Genomic DNA, 18,592 nt, shown 5'->3' on the forward strand with positions numbered 1-18,592 from the left:
TTATTGGTTTTTACCCTTCAGCAAATTGATGCTGATCGTAGCCAGGTCAGAGTCCGGGAAGCGACGGAAAGCACCTTTGTCAGGGTGCAGGCCAGCTTCACCTGCCACTTTATGAAATACTTCCACCTCTACAATGTATTGATCTGAGAATCCATGGGTTGCATCGTAAGCAGTGGCGGCTGTTTTACCCAGGTTGGCGGCTGCCAAAGCAGGGGGGATGGTATGCAGTTCCATGGTCAGGAGACCGAACTTATCCACATAAGGCGTCCACTTTTGGAGGTGCTCCAGCAGGTTATCTTCTACCTCGTTGTTGCTGATGCGTCTGCCCCGGAATGCAAAGGCACCTGTCGATTCACTCAGTCGCCCCTCAGTAGGTCGAGCAGGACGCTCCCAGATCCGGTTATGATCCAGGAAGGTGCGCACATTGAGGAGTTCGCGCAGGTCGATGTTGTAGTTCTCGCGCAGGTCATCTGCCAGCAGGTCCGGTCGCCCGATGTCTCCCCAGATCACTTTGGCCCAGATGTCAGCTTTGATCAGGTTGGCCCGCGTCACTTTGAGGGCAGCCTGGTTGTAATCGGCCCCCACCAGGAAGAGCGGGTACTGATCCAGTACCTTCCCACGTTCGGTCTGCCGCTCGATCACCTCAAACATATGCTGCAGGAAGGCGCCATTGCCACAACCCATGTCCAGTATACCTTTGGGCTGCTCATGGATAGGCCGGTTAAAGAGCTCGATGATGATCTCGTCGATTACGTTGAAATAGGTGGAATGGGCGCCGCCGCTGCCCCATACGTTCATTTCCCGGTCCACATGCTGCTCGGGGGCACCTTCCGGCTTATCCCAGAGCACGTTCGGATTGCCGAAGATCAGGTCGTCGAGGTGGCGGAAAGTAGGAATGTAGGATACGGTTACCCCATAAGCACTTCCCCGCTTGGCAAAAAACACACCCTCTTCGGTGTATTCATACTGGTCGCGCACTTTACGGAACCAGCCCAGGTGGGCAAACAGATCCAGGATTTTGCGGAAGTCCTCATGGTTTTCGTGAAATTCCTCCGGGCTAAAGCGGCTTTCCATGAAGTACTTGTGAAACATGCCGTTCATGCCCAGCAACACAATGGTTGGCCCCATCAGCAGGCCTTCGATGTGCTTCAGCACCTGTTCCTGCACGCTTCGCTCTTCTTCGTTGGCTGATTCCGCGAGTCCGTAGCCCGCCTTATACCTGTCCGCTACTTTTGCCCAGAACTGGTAGGGCTCCTTTTCAAACTTGCGGGCATGGTACTGACCAGAGAGCTGCATCAGCTCTACCACGTCTTTATACAGGTGTACTAGTGGGAAAGCCATACGTCCTCTTTCGGTCACACGGTAAGAGATCCGGTCAGTGGCATTGTCGAGGTCCTGGGCCAGCCAGCCCTGTGAGCAGAGCACACGCAGCGCCACATTCAGGTAGCCGTCGTTCGCTTTAAATTGAGTTACCAGCTCTTCCAGAGTTGCTTCCTGCTCTTGCAGTAGGTAATCTAACACGCCGTGTTTGTGAAGGCTAAAAGCCGTAGGTGCTGTTACAATACCATCCAAGTGACGGAAGATCGTCTCTCTCAGTTCGCTTTTACTTTTCATATACAATAGTAACGAATATCATCTTTTTGACTAATCGCAGTCATATTTCAGCTATTGAAATTTACGGAATATTACATCATCAAACTAAACCACCTAACAAAAATGAAAAGTTTACATGTAGCCTTCATAGCAATTGCCTTTGGTCTGATGACCTCATGCAACTCTGCCAGCCAGCAAGACACAGCAGTGGCAGCCATGGAATCTCCCACAGAACCTGCTGCAGGCCAGTCTGCTGTAGCGGATGACCAGTCGCAGCAAAACGTGGTACAGGTGGCCGTCGGCTCGCAGGACCATACCACCCTGGTAGCCGCCGTTAAGGCCGCCGGACTCGTGGATGCGCTAACCAACGCCGGGCCTTTTACGGTATTCGCACCGACCAATGCAGCATTTGAGAAGTTACCCGCCGGTACAGTGGATGGCCTGCTGAAACCGGAAAGCCGCAAAGACCTGCGCAACATTCTGCAGTACCATGTTTACGTAGGTGTGATCCCTGCCGAGCGATTCGACAATGACATGAGCCTGGGCCAGGTGAACGGTGGTCGTGTAAACCTCGGTCTGGAAGGAAATCAACCAACAGTCAATGGCGTCAAAATTCTCGCTTCCATACCTGCTTCAAACGGTATCATTCACGTGATAGACCAGGTATTGTTGCCACAATAGAGATCCTTGGATCGGTCAAGGTATAGCCCGTGCTTTAAAGGATAAAGTGCGGGCTTTTTATATAGCTTAAAGTGTATTTTAAAATTTAACATATTTTTTAGCATATATTTTAGTTTGTTTTCGTAATAAGTTCTGGATTAAGGATTAACCTATCTTCAACCTTAAAATCAGCGCATTATGAACCACACACCTTTGCAAAACTATGTTAGATGGGGTGCTCTGGCACTGGTACTCAGCCTGAGTGCCTGCGGTCAGCGGACGACCACCCAATCCCCCGAAACGACAACAACCACAGCCGAAAATGTAGGTGCTGCCACGGAAAGCGCAGCCACTGAGTCAGCTTATCAGATTCCGGTCGATTACTATACCCTCGACAATGGCCTGAAGGTGGTGCTGTCACAGGAAAGACGGCCCCGCTGGCTACTATCGCTGTGTATTATAACATCGGTTTCCGAATTGAGCCCAAGGATCGTACGGGTTTTGCCCACCTCTTTGAACACATGATGTTCCAGGGCTCCGAAAACCTGGGTAAAATGGAGTTCATCCAGCTCGTTCAGAAAAACGGTGGTATCCTCAACGGCTCCACCCGATTCGACTTCACCAATTACTTCGAGATCGTTCCGGCCCATAAGCTGGAGACCATGCTTTGGGCAGAGGCCGACCGTATGAAAGGCCTCAACATCACCCAGGAGAACCTGACAAACCAGCAGGGTGTGGTGAAAAACGAGGTGAAAGTGAATGTGCTCAACCAGCCATACGGTGGCTTCCCTTGGCTGGACATGCCGCAGTATGCCAACAAGAACTGGTATAATGCGCACAACTTCTATGGAGACCTTGAGGATCTCGATGCGGCCAACCTGGAAGATGTGAAGTCGTTTTTTGACACGTTTTACTCTCCAAACAATGCAGTACTGGTGGTAGTAGGTGACTTTGAGACAAGTGATGCCAAGCGCTGGATACAACAGTACTTTGCCGGTATACCTTCGGGCGACTTGCCAGCGCCTGTGGACCTGACCGAACCCCGCCAGGAAAAAGAGCAGCGCTTTACCAAAGACGATAAACTGGCCAACCGTCCGGCCCTGGCCTTTGCCTATCACATGCCAGAGCGCAACTCGCCGGAATACTATGCCATGGGCTTGCTTGATCAGATCCTGCTGCAGGGCAACGACAGCCGCCTATACCAGGCGCTGGTGCAGGAGCGGGGTTATACCGGCTCCGTAGACGGCGGTATCAACGCTTTCCTGGGCAACATGTTTAACTACAACGGACCGATGCTTTGGATGGGCAGCCTGATCCATGACCAGAACGTGAGCTCTGATGAGATCGTGAAGGTGCTGGATGCTGAAATACAGAAACTGCAGCAGGAAGGTATAGACCAGCAGCTAATTGATCTGGCCATTGTGAAAATGCGCTCGTCGCTCTATGATCAGGTGAGTTCCTCTTCCGGCTTTGGGAAAGCAGACCTGCTGGCCACTTTCGCCCTTTTCGATGACGATCCGGCCCGCATTAACCGCCTGGAGTCTGAGTTTCGAAAAGTGACGCCGGAGCTCCTTCGCAAGGCGATAGAGGAGTACCTGCGTCCTACCAACCGCACCGTTTTAGTTGTTAACCCACTTGCTAAAAGCTAAGCGCCATGAATAGAAATATCTTCACAATAGCATTGAGCGCCATCCTGACCCTGTCGGCAGGTATGGCTATGGCCCAAAAAGCAACTCCGCCGGAAGGGGGCCAGCCAAAGGATTTTAAACTGCCCGCCAAGCAGGAGTTTGACCTGGATAATGGCCTGACAGCCGTGATGGTGCCCTATGGGGACGTACCAAAGGTGGTCGTGAGCATGGTGGTGCAGGTAGGTAACGTGCACGAAACGGCTCAGCAAAACGGTCTGGCCGATATAGTTGGTAATCTGATGCAGGAAGGCACCGCGACCCGAAACGGCCGGCAGCTGGCAGAAGAGGTAGCCCGCCTGGGTGGTTCCGTATCGGTAAGCGTAGGCCCGAACGAAACGTTTATTTCAGGCTCTGCGCTTTCTGAGTTCGGTCCCCAATTGGTTACCATCATGGCAGACCTGCTCAAGAATCCGGCTTTCCCGGAGGCAGAAATGGCCCGTGTAAAAAATGACTTCAAGCGTCAGAATAATCTCTTGCGGCAGCAACCGGGTGCCATTGCCCAGTCTAAGTTCAGGGGGGCGCTTTATCCGAATCACCCGTATGGCCGCGACTACCCAACGGATGCAACGATTGAGGGCTTTACCAGAGAGCAGGTACAGCAGTTTTACGAGCAGCAGTTTGGCGCCGATCGCACCACAGTATACGTAGCCGGTAAGTTTGACCAGAGCGCTATGAAAGAGGCAGTGACAAGCCAACTGAGCGATTGGCGAAAAGGCGCTGCACCGCAGATCACAGTTGCCAAGCCCGTGACGAAGAGCGATCTGATCGTGATCGACCGCCCGGGTGCGCCGCAGTCCACCATCGTGTTCGGCTTGCCGGTAGTAGACCCCTCTCATCCTGATTACATGGCTCTGCGCGTTACCAACTCGCTTCTGGGTGGATCATTCGGTTCCCGCATTACCCGCAACATACGTGAAGACAAAGGCTATACCTACTCGCCGTCCAGTTCGCTGTCTGCCCGCTACAGGGTAGGGGACTGGGCTCAGGTAGCTGACGTGACCACCGAGCACACTGGTAATTCACTTCGTGAAATTCTATATGAGATTAACCGTTTGGCTACGGAAGCCCCTTCTCCGGAAGAACTGGAGGGCATCAAAAACTATGAAGCCGGTTTGTTTGTATTGCGTAATTCCTCGCCCTGGGGGATTGTGTCACAGCTCAATTTCCTGAAACTGCATGGTCTGCCGGACTCTTTCCTGGAAAACCAGGTACAGAACATACATGCCGTTACACCGCAGCAGGTACAGCAAACCACTCAAAAGTATATGCGTCCTAAAAATATGACCCTGGTGGTAGTGGGTGATAAAAAAGTGATCGACCCGCAGTTAAAGAAATTTCAGGCTGACCTGAAGAAAAACCCGCTTTAGGTCATTGGATTATAAATGAAAAGAGGGAGCCCGGATTAATTCCGGGCTCCCTCTTTGATGTTTGGGGTAGGTATAAAACAAGAACAGACCCCTTTATCAGGAGTCTGTTCTCTATTGAAAAGATTCGTCTGTAACAATTAACTTTTCAACTTTTAGCCGTTCTTTTATACGGCAGCAGTTGCAGGGAGGTTACAGAATCTTTAAAAATATTTTTTTATTTGGTAATAACGGCCTTCAGATTAGCCCCCCAATAAGCATGGTAACCATACACTGTGATGTACCATTCTCCGGATGTAGGACTATTGAAAATACATACCTCATCGTCATAATTCGGGTTTACACTAGCACAGTCAGCTGTCCAACTGTAACCGTTTGTGCGGTTAATGATAGGGGCCTGACCACGACGCACGAAGAGGTCCGATAAAGGACGACCACCAGTTTCGAGTCCACTTAGTACCACTTCCAGTTTTTTGGTACCAGAAGGCACTGTAATCTTATAGGTTTTGGTACTGTTAAGGGCTCCTTCAATATTTTTTACATCAAGTAAGGTGACATTGCCACCGGTCGGAGTGCCCGTACTCGGGGTGCCTGTACTTGGCGTGCTGCCACCTGTAGTTGGTCGGGTGGTAGTTTTGGTCCAGTTCTTAAGTGCTAGTGGACCATGATATATTTGGATACTGTTTCCATCATAACTAAAATTCAATTGTTCGGCCTCTCCCAGGCTATTGTAAGTAAATCCGCTCCAATCTTCTCTTTTCTTATCGTATTTTGCACCAAGTATAAAAGGGTTGCCAACACGCAAAGTCGTTTTACCAAGTTGTGTTGTCTTGCCAACTTTCAGGATGTAGGCATTATCACCGATCGCTTCAATCACCATGCCATCGGGTGATTCAAAAAGGCCTTCAAAATCAAGCGCTTCTTCAAAGGCGTCATTGATTAGTTCGCAGCTATTCAAGCCAAAGCCGATCAGCAATAGCAGTAGCAATTGTACATGTTTCTTCATGGGTATAAGGTGTGTATAGGTTGTTGGTTTAACAGGGGGAGAAAGCACCAAAAAGTGTTAACGCAGGTAAAGTTGATGCTTGGAGATATATAATAAAATGCAAATATAGCGCTGTAAAGTACCTGTGTCAGTACCCAGTTTTGGGTATTTTTAGATAATAGACCAAGAAGTCTTGCGCTTATTTAACTGTCGATAAAGAGGTTGGCGGAACTGATCTCTCTAATAGGAGGGGAGAATGCTAAATGACTGGTGATAGGGCAAAAAAAAGAACAGCCCCTTGATCAGGAGCTGTTCTCTATTGAAAAGATTAGTTTGTAACAATTAACTTTTCAACTTTTAGCCGTTTTATTTTACGGTAGTAATGATAGTCGGGTTACGTTTACCCAAAAAATAATTTATTTTTTATCTGTTGTCCGGATTGTTCTCATTGTCTACGTCCACAGTTCTGGTATTGGTCGTAGTATCACGTTCAACTACAGTTTCTGTTACTTCATATTCACTAGCAACAGAATCTTTATGTATAACTGTACCTTCAGTTTCTGTAGTTCCGGTTCCACTGTTATCACAGGCGACTAAGCCCATCATACCAAACATCAATCCGAAACCTGCATATAATATCTTTTTCATGGTCTTATTTTTTAATTCTAGTTATGATACAATATCCGCCTATCGGGATGGCAGATTTGATTTCTATAATTAGTACGTTGTTTGTGTTGTAAAAGGTTGTAAATCAGCTTATTTAAGTTTTAATATTCTTTAAATCGTTATATTGCAAACAAGCTGGTGTATGTTCTGGCAGCATGAAAGTTGCTGCCTCAGGCATTTAACTGCCTTTTCGTTTAATACTGCGGGTAGGTGTAGCCGAGAGGGGGTCTTCAGGCCAAGGGTGCTTTGGGTAACGCCCGCGAAGGTCTTTTCGCACCTCAAAGTAGCCAGCGTTCCAGAAGCTACGCAGGTCCCGGGTTACTTGCACAGGTCTTGATGCAGGGGACAACAAATGCATCAGGAGCGGTACTTTGCCCGCCGCAATGCGTGGTGTGTCAAGCAAGCCAAATACTTCCTGCAGCCGAACGGCCAGCACCGGAGTGGCGGGATCTGCATAATCAAGGGCTATGCGGGAGCCGCTGGGTACCTGTAAGTGCGTAGGAGCCAGCTTGTCAAGTTCCTGCTGCTGTTCCCAGCTGAGCAAGGCCAGCAGGATGCCGTTAAAGTCCAGCCGATTGACCTGGTCCATGCTGCGCATGCCTGCCAGGTGCGGCAGCAGCCACTCTTGCATGGTTTCCTCCAAAGCTTGATCTGATACGTCCGGCCATTGGTCAGGTGCGAGTTGCTGCAGGAAGGTGATCCGCTGGCGTGTGCGAAAGGCTTCGTCTGACCAGGGCAGGCGTGCCACGCCTTTTTCCTGCAAAGCCTGCAGCAGTGCTTCGACAATCTGTTCGGGGTCAGGTTGCGTGAGTTGTTTTTCTTCAAGTATGAGAGCACCGAGTTTCACAATGCGTCTTGCTACTACCCGGTTGGTCGCGTTGTCCCAGCGAACTTCTTCGGTTTGAATCAGCTGTGCTTCAAAATGCGCAAGCACTTCCTCTTTGTTTAGCGGAGCCGCCAGCAGTATGCGCGGATGCTGCCCCGCATCGAGGTGTGCGATGCCATAGTAATCGGCTTCTGCAAATAATTCTGTCGGTAATGTAGCCCGTTGCCCTGTGATGAGACGCACCTTACCCGTACTCTCACGTTGTGCTAATCGGTCCGGATAGGCAAGCGCCGTCAGGATGCCAGCCGCATGTGCTTCAATGGTACCCTTGGGAGCACGGAGTCGTTGTCGCAGGTGCTGCGCCTGCTCCTGCACACGTCGGATGGCATTTTCATCCCGCTGATATCCGGGTATAGGGGGGCGCTTGCCGGCCAGCAGTTCAAGTCGCAAGGGCAGATCGGGCTGGGGTACGCTATGGGGTTGTTGCGATCGGATGATGTCGCGCTCAGCAAGTAGTGCGGCCAAGGTACAGGCCGTTTCAGTCAGACCGAGTTCATGTCCTCTGATGACCAGATGGCCCAGCCGGGGTGTCAGACCCATGGAAGCGATGGCATTGCCATGCGGTGTGGCTTTACCGGATGTGTCCAGCGCTTCGAGTCGTAAAAGTAAGTCACGGGCGAGAGACAGGGCGGCAGCGGGTGGTGCATCCAGCCACTGCAAAGCAGTGACATCCTTTACTCCCCACAAAGCCAGTTCGAGGGCCATCCCTGAAAGGTCAGCTTCGCATACCTCAGGATCCTGTCGTTCGGGCAGCTGCAACTGATCGGCGGTAGACCAGAGCCGATAGCAGATACCTGGTCCCAAACGGCCCGCACGTCCGCGGCGCTGGTCAGCGGCTGCTTTCGAAACAGGCGTGGTCACCAGTGTGGTAAGGCCGGTTCGGGGCATAAAGCGGGGCACCCGGGCATAACCTCCGTCTATTACTATCCTGACGCCTTCTATGGTCAGGCTGGTTTCGGCAATACTGGTGGCGAGCACGATTTTCCGGCGACCGGAAGGGGAGGGCTGTATAGCGGCCATCTGACGGCTAAGCGCCAGGTCGCCGTGTAACAGGTGTAGTTCCACATCGTCTGACAAGCGGCTTTCCAGTTGCTCGGCTACGCGGCGCATCTCACCCATACCTGGCAGAAAAACGAGTATGTCGTCACCAGTCGGTTCTTCTCGCAAGGCCCTGACGATTGCTTTGGGAACCAGCTGTTGCAATCTCTCTGCCGGACGGGTTCCGGCAGCGGCTATTTCGGCTGGGCTCAGGTAATGCGTTTCGACGGGGAAGAGGCGGCCGTCACTTCTAATGACAGGGGCCTGCAACCACTTGCCTATACCCGTGGCGTCGAGGGTGGCACTCATGATCACGATGCGCAGGTCGGGTCGGAGGAGTGCCTGTGCGTCCAGCGCGAGCGCCAGTCCCAGGTCAGCCTGCAGACTCCTCTCATGAAACTCATCGAATAGGATAGCGGATACACCCTCCAACGCGGGATCTTCCTGCAGCATGCGGGTGAGGATGCCCTCGGTTACCACCTCCACGCGGGTGCGGGCTGATACGATATGCTCCATACGCACCCAATACCCGACCGTCTGTCCCAACGGTTCCTGCATCAGGTCGGCCATGCGCTGTGCTGCAGCCCGGGTCGCGAGTCGCCTCGGTTCGAGCACCAGTATTTTACCGCCCTGCAACCAGTCGGCTTGCAACAGCGCGAGCGGTACCAGGGTGGTCTTGCCTGCTCCGGGAGGAGCTTCCAGTATGGCACGGTTAGAGGCAGCGAGTGCCTGCAGCAGGCTGGGGAGGGCTTCCTTTACAGGTAGCGCAGGCAATTCAGGTATAGAAAGGGCGTACGACATGTCGCCGCAATTTCAGAAAAATATGTTAAACTTATCAGGTTGTGCTTTCAGTTGGGTTCTCGAAAAGCTTCAGCGCTTCTTCGTTGCCAACCTGCGCAGCCATTTGCTGGGCTGTCAGGCCACGGCCGTCACGCAGCTCCCGGTTGGCGCCATGTTCAAGCATGAACTTCACCATGTTGTTGCGGCCATACATCGTCGCAAACATCAGCGCCGTACCACCGCTGCCATTTTGCAGGTCAAGATCAGCGTTGTACTCCAGCAGGAGCTCGGCTATCCCTTCGTAGCCATTGAAGCACTGGCCCATCAGGGCTGTGTTTCCAGCCTGATCCTGCGCATTCACATCAGCGCCAGCTTCCAGCAGCATGCGGGCGGCTTGCGGCTGGTTGTTGTAAGTTGCTATGATCAGCGGCGTGAAGCCGCGTGGACCAGGCTCGTTCACATCAACGCCTTCATCAATCAGTTGCTTCAGAAGGGTAAGGTCACCGCGACGGGCGGCATCAAACAGGATGTCAACAGGGCGTATAGAGTGGAAGGTCATAGGTATAAGGGTTTTGGTTCTGGCCTTTCCTACGATAAAAACCGGAATTAGTCACTCACCAGATCAAAAAAGCGCACCTTTAAGCTACCGGGCACCAGTTTCAAACCCTTTGGTATACCTTGGTGCGACTCTTTCATGTGTTCTTTGTACCACTCCCTGTAACTGATCTCATCGGTCCAGGTGGTCATCACCCAGAACTCATTCTCATTCTCCTGCGGAGTAAATACTTTCATGCCCAGAAAACCCTTCTCATGATCAACCATGTGCGGTCGTTTCACAAATGCTTCCTTCACGTCGGCTGCCATATCGTTGGCAACCTCAAACTGGCTCATGGCTATATACATAATTCGCTTTTAAAATTGGAAGGGACCTCTCTTCTTATTGCGGAAATGTCAGCGTAAACGTTGTCCCTTTGTCCGTTTCGCTTTTTACATGCACTTGTCCCCCAGAGTTGTCCATGATGCGCTTTACAATGTAAAGCCCCATGCCAGTGCCATCCACATGGGAGTGGAATCGCTTGAAGAGTGTGAACATCTTGCTCTGGCTATCCTTGCTTATACCCAGTCCGTTGTCCTCTATGCTCAGCACAAGCTTTCTGCCCTTGTAAGTGCTCTTGATCCTGACATGCGGGGTGCGGTCAGGTGAGCTGTACTTAAGGGCATTGCTGAGCAGGTTGTATAGAATGCTGTGCAGGTTCTTCTTAGAGAAACTGAGGTTGGGGGCTTCTGAAAAATCGGTTTCGATCACAGCTTTCTTGCGCTCCGCTTCTTCCTGCAGGCCTTCATAAATCGTATTGTAAACGGTTTCAATATTCAGTGCCTCTGACTCTCCATCTACATCCCGCTGAACTTTGGCAATATCTGTCAGGTCGCGGATCACATTCTTAAAGCGCCTGATCGAATCCTTGATCATCACAAAAAGCGGATCGGTCGGCTCACCCGGTAGCGGCTCCGCCTCCTGTATCTGCTCTTCCAATATGAGCATCAGGCCTTCAATATTCGCGATCGGTGACTTTAAGTCATGGGAAGCGGTATATACGAAGGTATCCAGGTCGTCGATCACGCGCATCAGGTGATCATTGGTGTGCTGAAGTTCTTCCTGTGCCAGTTTCAGGTCCGAAAGGTCTATGAACGAGCCGATCATGCGGTAGGGCATCTGGTACTCATTGTACAGAATATAGGCCCTGTTCGACACATAGGTATAATGACCATCCTTGTGTTGGATGCGGTACTCAGCGTTCCATTGCTTGTTGCCATTGTTGATGGCATCGTTCACGCTGCGCTCAACTTCCAGGCGGTCGTCAGGGTGCAGTTTGGAGAACCAGCCTTCTAATCCGCCTGACATTTCCTGCTCGTCAAAGCCCAGCATTTTAGACAGTCCGTCGCTCCACCAGATCTCATTGGTGGCCAGGTTCCAGTCCCACACCACATCATTGGTCGCCATGGATACCAGTCTGAAGCGCTCCTCACTGTTGGCCAGTTCGTGGGTACGTTCCTCTACCAGGCGTTCGAGCTTGTTGTTGAGCACCATCAGGTTTTCCTCTGCTTTCTTGAGCTCTTCGTAGGCTGCCAGTGTCTGGTCTTCGTTGTTCTTTTTGTCGGTGATGTCGGCTATGGTCAGGGTGATGCCATTGCCCATTTTCACAGCGGCGATCTCGTACCAGGCTTTCCGCTCATTCAGCGTCATCAGCTGTTCAATGTGAAGCGGCTTTCCTGTTTCCACGACCTGGCACAGTTTTCTAAACAGGCCGGTGTCGCGCAGACCAGGCAGTGTGGTGTTCACACTGCCCTGTAGCAGGTTGGCGCTGGACTCGCCAAGCAGTTCCTCTGCACGTTTGTTGAGCAATGTCCAGCTAAAGTCCTTGATCTGGTCTTTATTGTCGCGGACGGCCTGCATAGCCATGATGCTGTTGAGCGAACTGTCGAGCACGCCCTGCACCACGCTGCTCAGTGTTTTGAGTGTGGTCACATCCACAAAGCTGACCACCACGCCATCTTTGTTGCCGTCTCGTTTCAGGTAGGGGATGATGCGCATGAGGTAATAGCGCCCATTGTCTGTTTCGACTTCCTGTTCAAGCTCCTGCGAGGTATTGTTCACCTGGCGTATGTCGTCGAACAGGCGGGCGTATTTCAGGTTATGGGACAGGTGATACACCGGCCTTCCAATATCGCCTCCTATGATATTCACGATCTGCTCCACGGATGGGGTATACTTGCGGATATCCAGGTTATGGTCCACAAATAACTGCCCGATGTTAGAGCTTCGGAAATAGTTATCCAGGTTTTCGTTGAGCTCCTGTAGCTCCTTGATCTTAAGCTGATGCTCTGAATTTACAGTATGCAGTTCTTCGTTGAGCGACTGCATCTCTTCGTTGGAGCTTTGCAGTTCCTCGTTGCTCGACATCAGCTCCTCGTTGCTTGACTGCAGTTCTTCGTTGGCAGTGCTGAGGTCCTGCACGGTCATTTGCAGACTTTCCCGCGTTTCGCGCAGCTCTGACTCGAGCGTGGTCAACTGCTGGTAATAATCGGCATCCGAAATATGCGGCACCTCACTGATTTTAGGCTGCGGGCTTACTTCTCCCACTTCCTGCAACAGTACCAGTATAAGCGGTGACTGCCCTTTTTCGAGTGTCACCGGTCGCACAGATGTATGGATCAGGCGCTCTTTGTTGCCAAACTTAACAGACACCTGCCGACCCACCACACTGCGGTTGTTCTTGATGGCTTTGCGGATGCTGACGCTCAGTACAACGGCCAGTTCCTCTGGCACCATCTTGATCAGGTTGAAGTGCAGCCGCTTGTCTGGGAACTTAAGGAATCGGTTGATGTCGCCGATGCCGTGAAGCAGTTGGTAGTTTGTGTCGACGTAGAGGGCTGTTACTTTGAAGTCCTCTGACAAGGCATCCATGAATGCCTCGTTATAGCGATTTAGCTGCGTTGTCTTAAACTGACTCGCCTGGCTTTGCTGCATGCTGGTGGTAGGGTAGTCTGTAACGCCGTAGCTGCGCTGCAGGCTGTGGCGGTCTTTCACTTTGCGGAATATCTTCCATTTGCGTTCTTCTTCCTCAAAGTATTCCTGCATTTCACCAATGTGCTCACTCGGGCCCAACATCAGGTAGCCACCCATGTTCAGGGCATAAGGGAACAGCGACAGGACTTTGTTTTGCAGGCTGGGATTCAGGTAGATCAGCATATTCCGACAGCTGATCAGGTCGATCTTGCTGAAGGGAGGGTCCTTTTGCAGGTCATGCTGCGCAAAGATGACCATTTTGCGGATCTCGTCACTGACAGTGTACTTGGTGCCTTTCTGCTGAAAGAAGCGCAACAGGCGTTCTTCTGACACATGCTTCCGTATATTGCTGGCCAGGTAAGTGCCCTTCGACGCTTTTTGCAAAGCCTGCTGGTCCACATCGGTAGCAAAGAGCTTCACATCAGGTAGTCGGCCTAGTTTCTGGAATGCCTCATGAAACAGGATGGCCAGTGAATAAGCTTCCTCGCCTGTACTGCACGCTGCTACCCATACCTTGGTGATCTCACCCTCTTCTTTGGACTCCAGTATCTTCGGTATCACTTTCTTTTCCAGAAGCTGAAAGGCCTCCGGGTCACGAAAAAAACTGGTAACGTTAATAAAGAACTCCTGGCAGAGGATCTTGATCTCAGACGGGTTTGCGTGCAGGTAATCCAGGTACTCCTGTAAACTGCTCAGCTTGAGGGTCTGCATCCGTTTTTGAATGCGACGGTTCAGCGTGGGTCTTTTGTAGTGTGTGAAATCAACCTGGGTATGCGTACATACCAGATCCAAAATCTCTTTGAGGATTTTTTCTTCAGAGGTAGGCTCTGACTGTTGTTTGCCGTTCTGGATGATGCTTCTTATTAATGGGGTGCGACGGGTGTATTCCATGATCTCGAGCGGAATCTGATCCGGTGGCAGCACAAAGTCTACGCTGCCTGTATCAATGGCGCTGCGGGGCATGCCATCAAACTTGGCGCTTTCCGGATCCTGCACGACCACCAGGCCGCCCGCTTGTTTAATTGCCCGCACACCTTTACTACCGTCCGTACCGGTACCTGACAGCACGACGCCAATGGCAAAAGGGCCGCGGTCTACGGCCAGCGACTCAAAAAAAGCGTCCACTGCAAAGTTTGGCTCCCGGTTGCGGGGCTTTTCGGTCAGCCGAAGCCTTCCGTTCTGCAGACTCAGCTGCTTACCGCTGGGAAGTACATACACACAGTTAGGACGTGTAAAGGCATTGTCTTCGGCCTCCTGCACTTGCATGCTGGTGTGCTTTGACAGCAATTCCGCCATCAGACTTTTGTGGTCAGGCGAAAGGTGTTGGATGATCACAAAAGAGAAACTGGAGTTTCCGGGGAAGTGATCAAAGAGCTTGTGAATAGCCTCGAGGCCTCCAGCGGAGGCACCTATACCCACCAGGTAATGGTCGGCAGGCTTCGGGCTTATTTTCTGCTCTTGCTTATGGTTAGCTTGCTGCAACATGCTGTATTAGCCAAAATAAAGGTAATTTTATTCTTTTAGTACTTCTCGCGGATGAGCTTGCTAAGCACAGCACTGCGCAGCGCCTCCGCTGCTTCTAACTCCTGTCGTTTCCAGGGGTTGGAAGTATACTGCACGGTTTGCTGGTAAAGCGCAAAAGAATTTCGGGGATGGTAGCTTTTACCATCCGGCTCCATACGGATAGCCTGATCAGGGTTACCGCTCCAATTTACAGTCTGCAGCACCTCGCCTCTGAAACACAGAATGTAATCCCCGTGATCGGGGTTGATCGCAAGCGCCAACATGCCGCTTGCTTCCTCCTTATATTCCTTGCTGTTTGGGTATGCCGCTGGGAGCGAATTGGTCACATATGTCTTGTTAGAGCTGTTGCGTCGTAGCCACGACGCCAGTTCTTTGATATTCTGTTTAGGTGGTGTTTTGCCTGCTGTCTGCACATGGCCTTCGTATAGAATAGCCGCCCCATCCAGTGACAATAACTCCAGAATGTTGGGCTGTCCGAGTAACAGGGCATCTGCAAAAAATTCCTGGTTAAAGAGTTGCTCCAGCATTCTGGCATGAAGTCCGCGAATGTGGGCCTGCAATGCGGCATCCTGCTCTTTTTCGTAAGACTGAATGCGCACGGAAGCGATTGAAGAAAGCAACTCCATGGCTGTGCGTTCCTGGTAACTCGGGTACTTCGGTGTTTTATGGTGACAGGAAATCAAGCCCCATAGTTTCCCTTCCATGATCAGGGGAACCGACATAGATGCCGAGATGCCCATATTGCCCATGTACTCCAGGTGCACGCCGGCCACGCTGCGCAGGTTACAACTGGTCAGGTCCGTGAAGCGCTTCGTAATAGGGTTCAGAATAGGGCGGAGGCGTACCGGTTCGTACTCGCGGGCAGGTATAAGGCGGTAAGGATTTTTGAAGTAAAGATCACGTGCCTGCTTGGGCACATCAGACGCAGGGAAGCGAAGGTCCAGTAGATCACTCATATCCTCTGTTTTGGCCTGACCGATCACAGTGCCATTCCACATAGGGTCGAAGCGGTATACCAAAACACGGTCGAAGCCTGTAAATTGTTTGAATTCGTCGGCAACCGTCTGGGCGATTGTCTCTATGCTCTCAGCCTGCTTGATGCGGGACGTGATGTACTTGATCTGCTGAAAAAATGCCAGAAAAGACTTGTCTTCTTCACTACGGGCAGGTTCCATCTCGATCAGGATCTGGCCTGCCTCCAGGTGTGCTGTAGCCGTAAACATTTTACTGCTACCATCTGCTCTGAAGGTGAGTGAAAAGGGGATGTCTACCTGCTCCTGTTGCGATTCCTCTTCCTGCTTTAGCTTGATCTGCAGGTCCTGTATCTCTTTTTCTGATACAAATGAGGTGAGTTCCTGCTCCAGTAAGGATTCAGGAGCTAGCCCGAGCATATTGATACTGTTTTCGCTTACTTGCTTGATCCGCAGGGCTTTGTCGAGCACCAGGAGCAGACCGTGTGGTTGTATGAGGTTGATCTGGTGAAGCGGTATACTTCCGCAAAAGTCAGAATCGTAATTTTTTTCGCCACCGAATTGCAGCGCAGATGTTTTATTTTCCATAGTAATCCAAGACCTTCGCCAAGGGTGATAAGGGATGTAAACGCATTACAAATGTAGGTTTGTCCCGCTTTGGCAAAAAGTGTAAGGCTGTAATTTAAGTATTTTTACCCTAAAAACATGAAGCAATCAGTTTAATTAATGCTTATAGACTGCCTTACAATAGGATCAAAGTAATCACCAGCCCATTTACTTCACACACGGGTATACGTATATATACGGATGTTGGTGTGTGCTATTTTTTCTCTTCCAGGTATAGAAGCAAGTTTGCATTCGGGCTGTTGACGATGAAGGTCTTCGGCATGTGGCCAGGACTGCTTACGAGTAAGGTATAGCTGCCGGTTGCAATTGGGAGATTAAAATATCCCTTTTCGTCTGCCTGGGCTTGCCAGGGGCCGCCTTGCACCTGTATCGTAGCAAGTGCTATACCTTGGTCACCGGCAGTAAGTACCTGCCCCTGCAAGCTGGCCTCCGCCTGTTGTGTTGCCTGGGAGCTGAGAGACTGCTGTTTTCTGCTACCGGCAGGAGGAGCAGGTATGTCCAGCACCAACGCGGCATCAATGGTGCGGGCCAGAAGTTCCTCTGGGGTTGGGGGCAGCAGTTCCGCAGCCTGCATTGCCGCTTTTTGTTCGGCGGCGGTGCGTGTGTAGTGATAAAACAATATAAGACCAAGCGAACTGAACATCATCAGCACACCCAATGCGACACGCCAGTCGGCCAGTCCGTGCAGGGCACGGGGGCGCTGCTTGCGGCGTAGGCGGGTGCGGATGCGCTGCCAGATGCGGTAGCGTGCCTGGCGGGTGCGGCCGCGGTCAGACATGGACATGCCTGTCAGTATATCTTCGCACATCTCGCAGTCGAGCAGGTGCTTCTCCAGTTCGTAATTGGTGGCAGGAGGCAGTAAGCCTTCCTCATACTGCCGTAGCAATTCATTGGAGGGGTGCTCCTCCAGTCCCCATTCGCTTAGCTGTATTTTATCGTTGCGCATGGTTTTTTTCAATGTAAATTTTAAGGTTACGGCGTCCATTCTGTATGTAACTCTTTACCTGTTTCAGATCGCAGCCGGTCATCTCCACGATCTCCCGGTAACTCTTCTGTTGCAGGTAAAACAACTCGATGCAGGTACGCTGTTCGGCAGGTAGGTGTACCAGGCCATGTTCGAGTGCCTGCCAGTCAAGTTCCTCTTGTGCCGTTTCACCCGGCAGGGTAACGGTCGGCTCATGCGGCAGGGCCTGGTTCATTTTGTCTTTCAGCCGACCCGTACGTAGCAGTTGCAGGCAGTGGTTCTTGGTAAGGGAGTGGAGCCACGATTTAAAATTGCTGACCTCATGCCGCTTCAGCGCCACGATCAGCTGTTCAAACACCTGCATGGTAGCGTCTTTGCTTTCTTCCTCTTCTCCAAGGTAGCGCAGGCAGATCAGGTATACCATTTCGGTGTGCCGCTCAAAGAGTTTCCCGATCACGTCCAGATCACCGGTGCGGCGGTACTGCCGTACCAGCTCCAGGTCATCTGTGGGGCGATCTTTTGAGAAAAACTTCAGGAACATAGGGGAGGTCCGGAATGGAATATATGGTAGAAGGTAAATATAATAGAATGCACCTAAACTGTATCAATAAGCACACTCATTTTAGAGACTTTCTTGCTTCATAGCCAGCAAAGCCTTGTCTTCTTCTTGCAGCTCGACCAGGGCATATTTGCGGGTGTCGGTGATCTTGAGCTCGTCCAGCGTGTCCACCAGGTTTTTGAAACGGGAGCTTTTTGTCGCTTTCACCAGCACCACCATGTTTGGGTTACCTTTTACCTGCTCTGCCAGAAGTACCTGCCGGATGCCGGTGGCCGAAAAATCAGTCTGCTTGACCTCCGGTTCATCTCCGGGGTAGCCGAAAAAATAGTATACCTTGTCATCTTCATCCAGCACGATGTTCAGGGCGTTCTTGCCAGGTATAGGCAGGTCAGGCCCCTTTGCGGTGGGCATGTTAATGTCCATGGTCTGGAGCTTGGCAAATGTAGTGGTGAGCATGAAGAAGGTAAGCAGCAGGAAGGCCAGATCCACCATGGGGGTCATATCCAGGTGAAAGCCATTGCTGCGTGCGCGTCTTCGGTTGCCTTTTGTCGGTGTCTGTTTTTCCTGTACCTGTGCCATGATGCGATTCCTCTCCAGCTTTAGTGGACTTTGCGGGCAGGCCTTCTGCCGCGTTTGTATAGTAGATGGCGCAGGGGGCTAAATTCCACACCGTCCTTTCAATTTTTTTAAATAAAAGAATCACTGGGATTGTCCTTTAG

The 18,592-nt window shown here is 51.4% G+C and carries 15 protein-coding genes; 4 read left to right on the forward strand and 11 right to left on the reverse strand.

All coding sequences use genetic code 11. The features are described 5' to 3' along the window. A complete protein-coding gene (locus tag AC5FX6_RS02740; RefSeq protein ID WP_493595496.1) occupies window positions 1-1,614 on the reverse strand; it encodes a class I SAM-dependent methyltransferase in 1,614 nt (537 codons plus the stop codon). Window positions 1,615-1,716: 102 nt separating this feature from the next. On the opposite strand from AC5FX6_RS02740, the gene AC5FX6_RS02745 reads away from it, so the two are divergent. The 4 genes from AC5FX6_RS02745 to AC5FX6_RS02760 all read left to right on the forward strand — a co-directional run bounded on the left by AC5FX6_RS02745 (window position 1,717) and on the right by AC5FX6_RS02760 (window position 5,308). Further along, window positions 1,717-2,274 carry a fasciclin domain-containing protein gene (locus AC5FX6_RS02745; RefSeq protein WP_493595497.1) on the forward strand — a complete coding sequence of 186 codons (558 nt, stop codon included), beginning with the start codon at window positions 1,717-1,719 and terminating at the stop codon, window positions 2,272-2,274. 177 nt (window positions 2,275-2,451) lie between these two features. Then, window positions 2,452-2,778: a hypothetical protein gene (locus AC5FX6_RS02750; protein ID WP_493595498.1), complete on the forward strand. Its 327-nt coding sequence runs from the start codon at window positions 2,452-2,454 to the stop codon at window positions 2,776-2,778. Beyond that, the gene (locus AC5FX6_RS02755; RefSeq protein WP_493595499.1) at window positions 2,706-3,902 is read left to right on the forward strand and encodes a M16 family metallopeptidase; all 1,197 of its coding nucleotides are present in this window, start codon (window positions 2,706-2,708) and stop codon (window positions 3,900-3,902) included. Before AC5FX6_RS02750 ends, AC5FX6_RS02755 begins: the two co-directional genes overlap by 73 nt. 5 nt (window positions 3,903-3,907) lie before the next feature. Next, window positions 3,908-5,308, forward strand: coding sequence for a M16 family metallopeptidase (locus AC5FX6_RS02760; protein WP_493595500.1), 1,401 nt, complete (start codon window positions 3,908-3,910; stop codon window positions 5,306-5,308). Window positions 5,309-5,522: 214 nt separating this feature from the next. Here the strand turns inward: AC5FX6_RS02760 and AC5FX6_RS02765 are convergent, their stop codons facing one another. The 10 genes from AC5FX6_RS02765 to AC5FX6_RS02810 form a co-directional block, all read right to left on the reverse strand. Next, window positions 5,523-6,311, reverse strand: a complete 789-nt coding sequence (locus AC5FX6_RS02765) for a PPC domain-containing protein (RefSeq protein WP_493595501.1) — start codon at window positions 6,309-6,311, stop codon at window positions 5,523-5,525. Window positions 6,312-6,713: 402 nt separating this feature from the next. Further along, a complete protein-coding gene (locus AC5FX6_RS02770; RefSeq protein ID WP_493595502.1) occupies window positions 6,714-6,938 on the reverse strand; it encodes a hypothetical protein in 225 nt (74 codons plus the stop codon). A 196-nt stretch (window positions 6,939-7,134) separates the two neighbouring features. Beyond that, entirely contained in the window at window positions 7,135-9,681 is a 2,547-nt protein-coding gene (hrpB, locus tag AC5FX6_RS02775; RefSeq protein ID WP_493595503.1) for an ATP-dependent helicase HrpB, read from the reverse strand. Between the two features lie 34 nt (window positions 9,682-9,715). Continuing rightward, a complete protein-coding gene (locus AC5FX6_RS02780) occupies window positions 9,716-10,219 on the reverse strand; it encodes an ankyrin repeat domain-containing protein (RefSeq protein WP_493595504.1) in 504 nt (167 codons plus the stop codon). Window positions 10,220-10,266: 47 nt separating this feature from the next. Then, the gene (locus AC5FX6_RS02785; protein WP_493595505.1) at window positions 10,267-10,551 is read right to left on the reverse strand and encodes an antibiotic biosynthesis monooxygenase family protein; all 285 of its coding nucleotides are present in this window, start codon (window positions 10,549-10,551) and stop codon (window positions 10,267-10,269) included. Between the two features lie 46 nt (window positions 10,552-10,597). After that, complete coding sequence (locus AC5FX6_RS02790) at window positions 10,598-14,713, reverse strand: chemotaxis protein CheB (protein ID WP_493595506.1); 4,116 nt, start codon at window positions 14,711-14,713, stop codon at window positions 10,598-10,600. 35 nt (window positions 14,714-14,748) lie between these two features. Next, window positions 14,749-16,311 carry a GAF domain-containing protein gene (locus AC5FX6_RS02795; RefSeq protein ID WP_493595507.1) on the reverse strand — a complete coding sequence of 521 codons (1,563 nt, stop codon included), beginning with the start codon at window positions 16,309-16,311 and terminating at the stop codon, window positions 14,749-14,751. 232 nt (window positions 16,312-16,543) lie between these two features. Beyond that, complete coding sequence (locus AC5FX6_RS02800; RefSeq protein WP_493595508.1) at window positions 16,544-17,296, reverse strand: carboxypeptidase-like regulatory domain-containing protein; 753 nt, start codon at window positions 17,294-17,296, stop codon at window positions 16,544-16,546. After that, window positions 17,283-17,855 (reverse strand): RNA polymerase sigma factor, encoded by a 573-nt coding sequence (locus AC5FX6_RS02805; RefSeq protein WP_493595509.1) that lies wholly within the window; start codon window positions 17,853-17,855, stop codon window positions 17,283-17,285. Before AC5FX6_RS02805 ends, AC5FX6_RS02800 begins: the two co-directional genes overlap by 14 nt. 81 nt (window positions 17,856-17,936) lie before the next feature. Continuing rightward, on the reverse strand, window positions 17,937-18,452 hold the full coding sequence (locus tag AC5FX6_RS02810; protein WP_493595510.1) for an ExbD/TolR family protein: 516 nt from the start codon (window positions 18,450-18,452) through the stop codon (window positions 17,937-17,939). Between the last annotated feature and the right edge of the window lie 140 nt (window positions 18,453-18,592).

The organism is Pontibacter sp. LHS2 (assembly GCF_058932845.1).

Bases quoted from the DNA above. Each gene is read 5' to 3' on its own strand.
- AC5FX6_RS02770 (WP_493595502.1), bottom strand. From the start codon at position 6,938: ATGAAAAAGATATTATATGCAGGTTTCGGATTGATGTTTGGTATGATG.
- AC5FX6_RS02785 (WP_493595505.1), bottom strand. From the start codon at position 10,551: ATGAGCCAGTTTGAGGTTGCCAACGATATGGCAGCCGACGTGAAGGAA.
- AC5FX6_RS02780 (WP_493595504.1), bottom strand. From the start codon at position 10,219: ATGACCTTCCACTCTATACGCCCTGTTGACATCCTGTTTGATGCCGCC.
- AC5FX6_RS02810 (WP_493595510.1), bottom strand. From the start codon at position 18,452: ATGGCACAGGTACAGGAAAAACAGACACCGACAAAAGGCAACCGAAGA.
- AC5FX6_RS02790 (WP_493595506.1), bottom strand. From the start codon at position 14,713: ATGTTGCAGCAAGCTAACCATAAGCAAGAGCAGAAAATAAGCCCGAAG.
- AC5FX6_RS02765 (WP_493595501.1), bottom strand. From the start codon at position 6,311: ATGAAGAAACATGTACAATTGCTACTGCTATTGCTGATCGGCTTTGGC.
- AC5FX6_RS02800 (WP_493595508.1), bottom strand. From the start codon at position 17,296: ATGCGCAACGATAAAATACAGCTAAGCGAATGGGGACTGGAGGAGCAC.
- AC5FX6_RS02760 (WP_493595500.1), top strand. From the start codon at position 3,908: ATGAATAGAAATATCTTCACAATAGCATTGAGCGCCATCCTGACCCTG.
- AC5FX6_RS02745 (WP_493595497.1), top strand. From the start codon at position 1,717: ATGAAAAGTTTACATGTAGCCTTCATAGCAATTGCCTTTGGTCTGATG.
- AC5FX6_RS02750 (WP_493595498.1), top strand. From the start codon at position 2,452: ATGAACCACACACCTTTGCAAAACTATGTTAGATGGGGTGCTCTGGCA.
- AC5FX6_RS02740 (WP_493595496.1), bottom strand. From the start codon at position 1,614: ATGAAAAGTAAAAGCGAACTGAGAGAGACGATCTTCCGTCACTTGGAT.
- AC5FX6_RS02795 (WP_493595507.1), bottom strand. From the start codon at position 16,311: ATGGAAAATAAAACATCTGCGCTGCAATTCGGTGGCGAAAAAAATTAC.
- AC5FX6_RS02805 (WP_493595509.1), bottom strand. From the start codon at position 17,855: ATGTTCCTGAAGTTTTTCTCAAAAGATCGCCCCACAGATGACCTGGAG.
- hrpB (WP_493595503.1), bottom strand. From the start codon at position 9,681: ATGTCGTACGCCCTTTCTATACCTGAATTGCCTGCGCTACCTGTAAAG.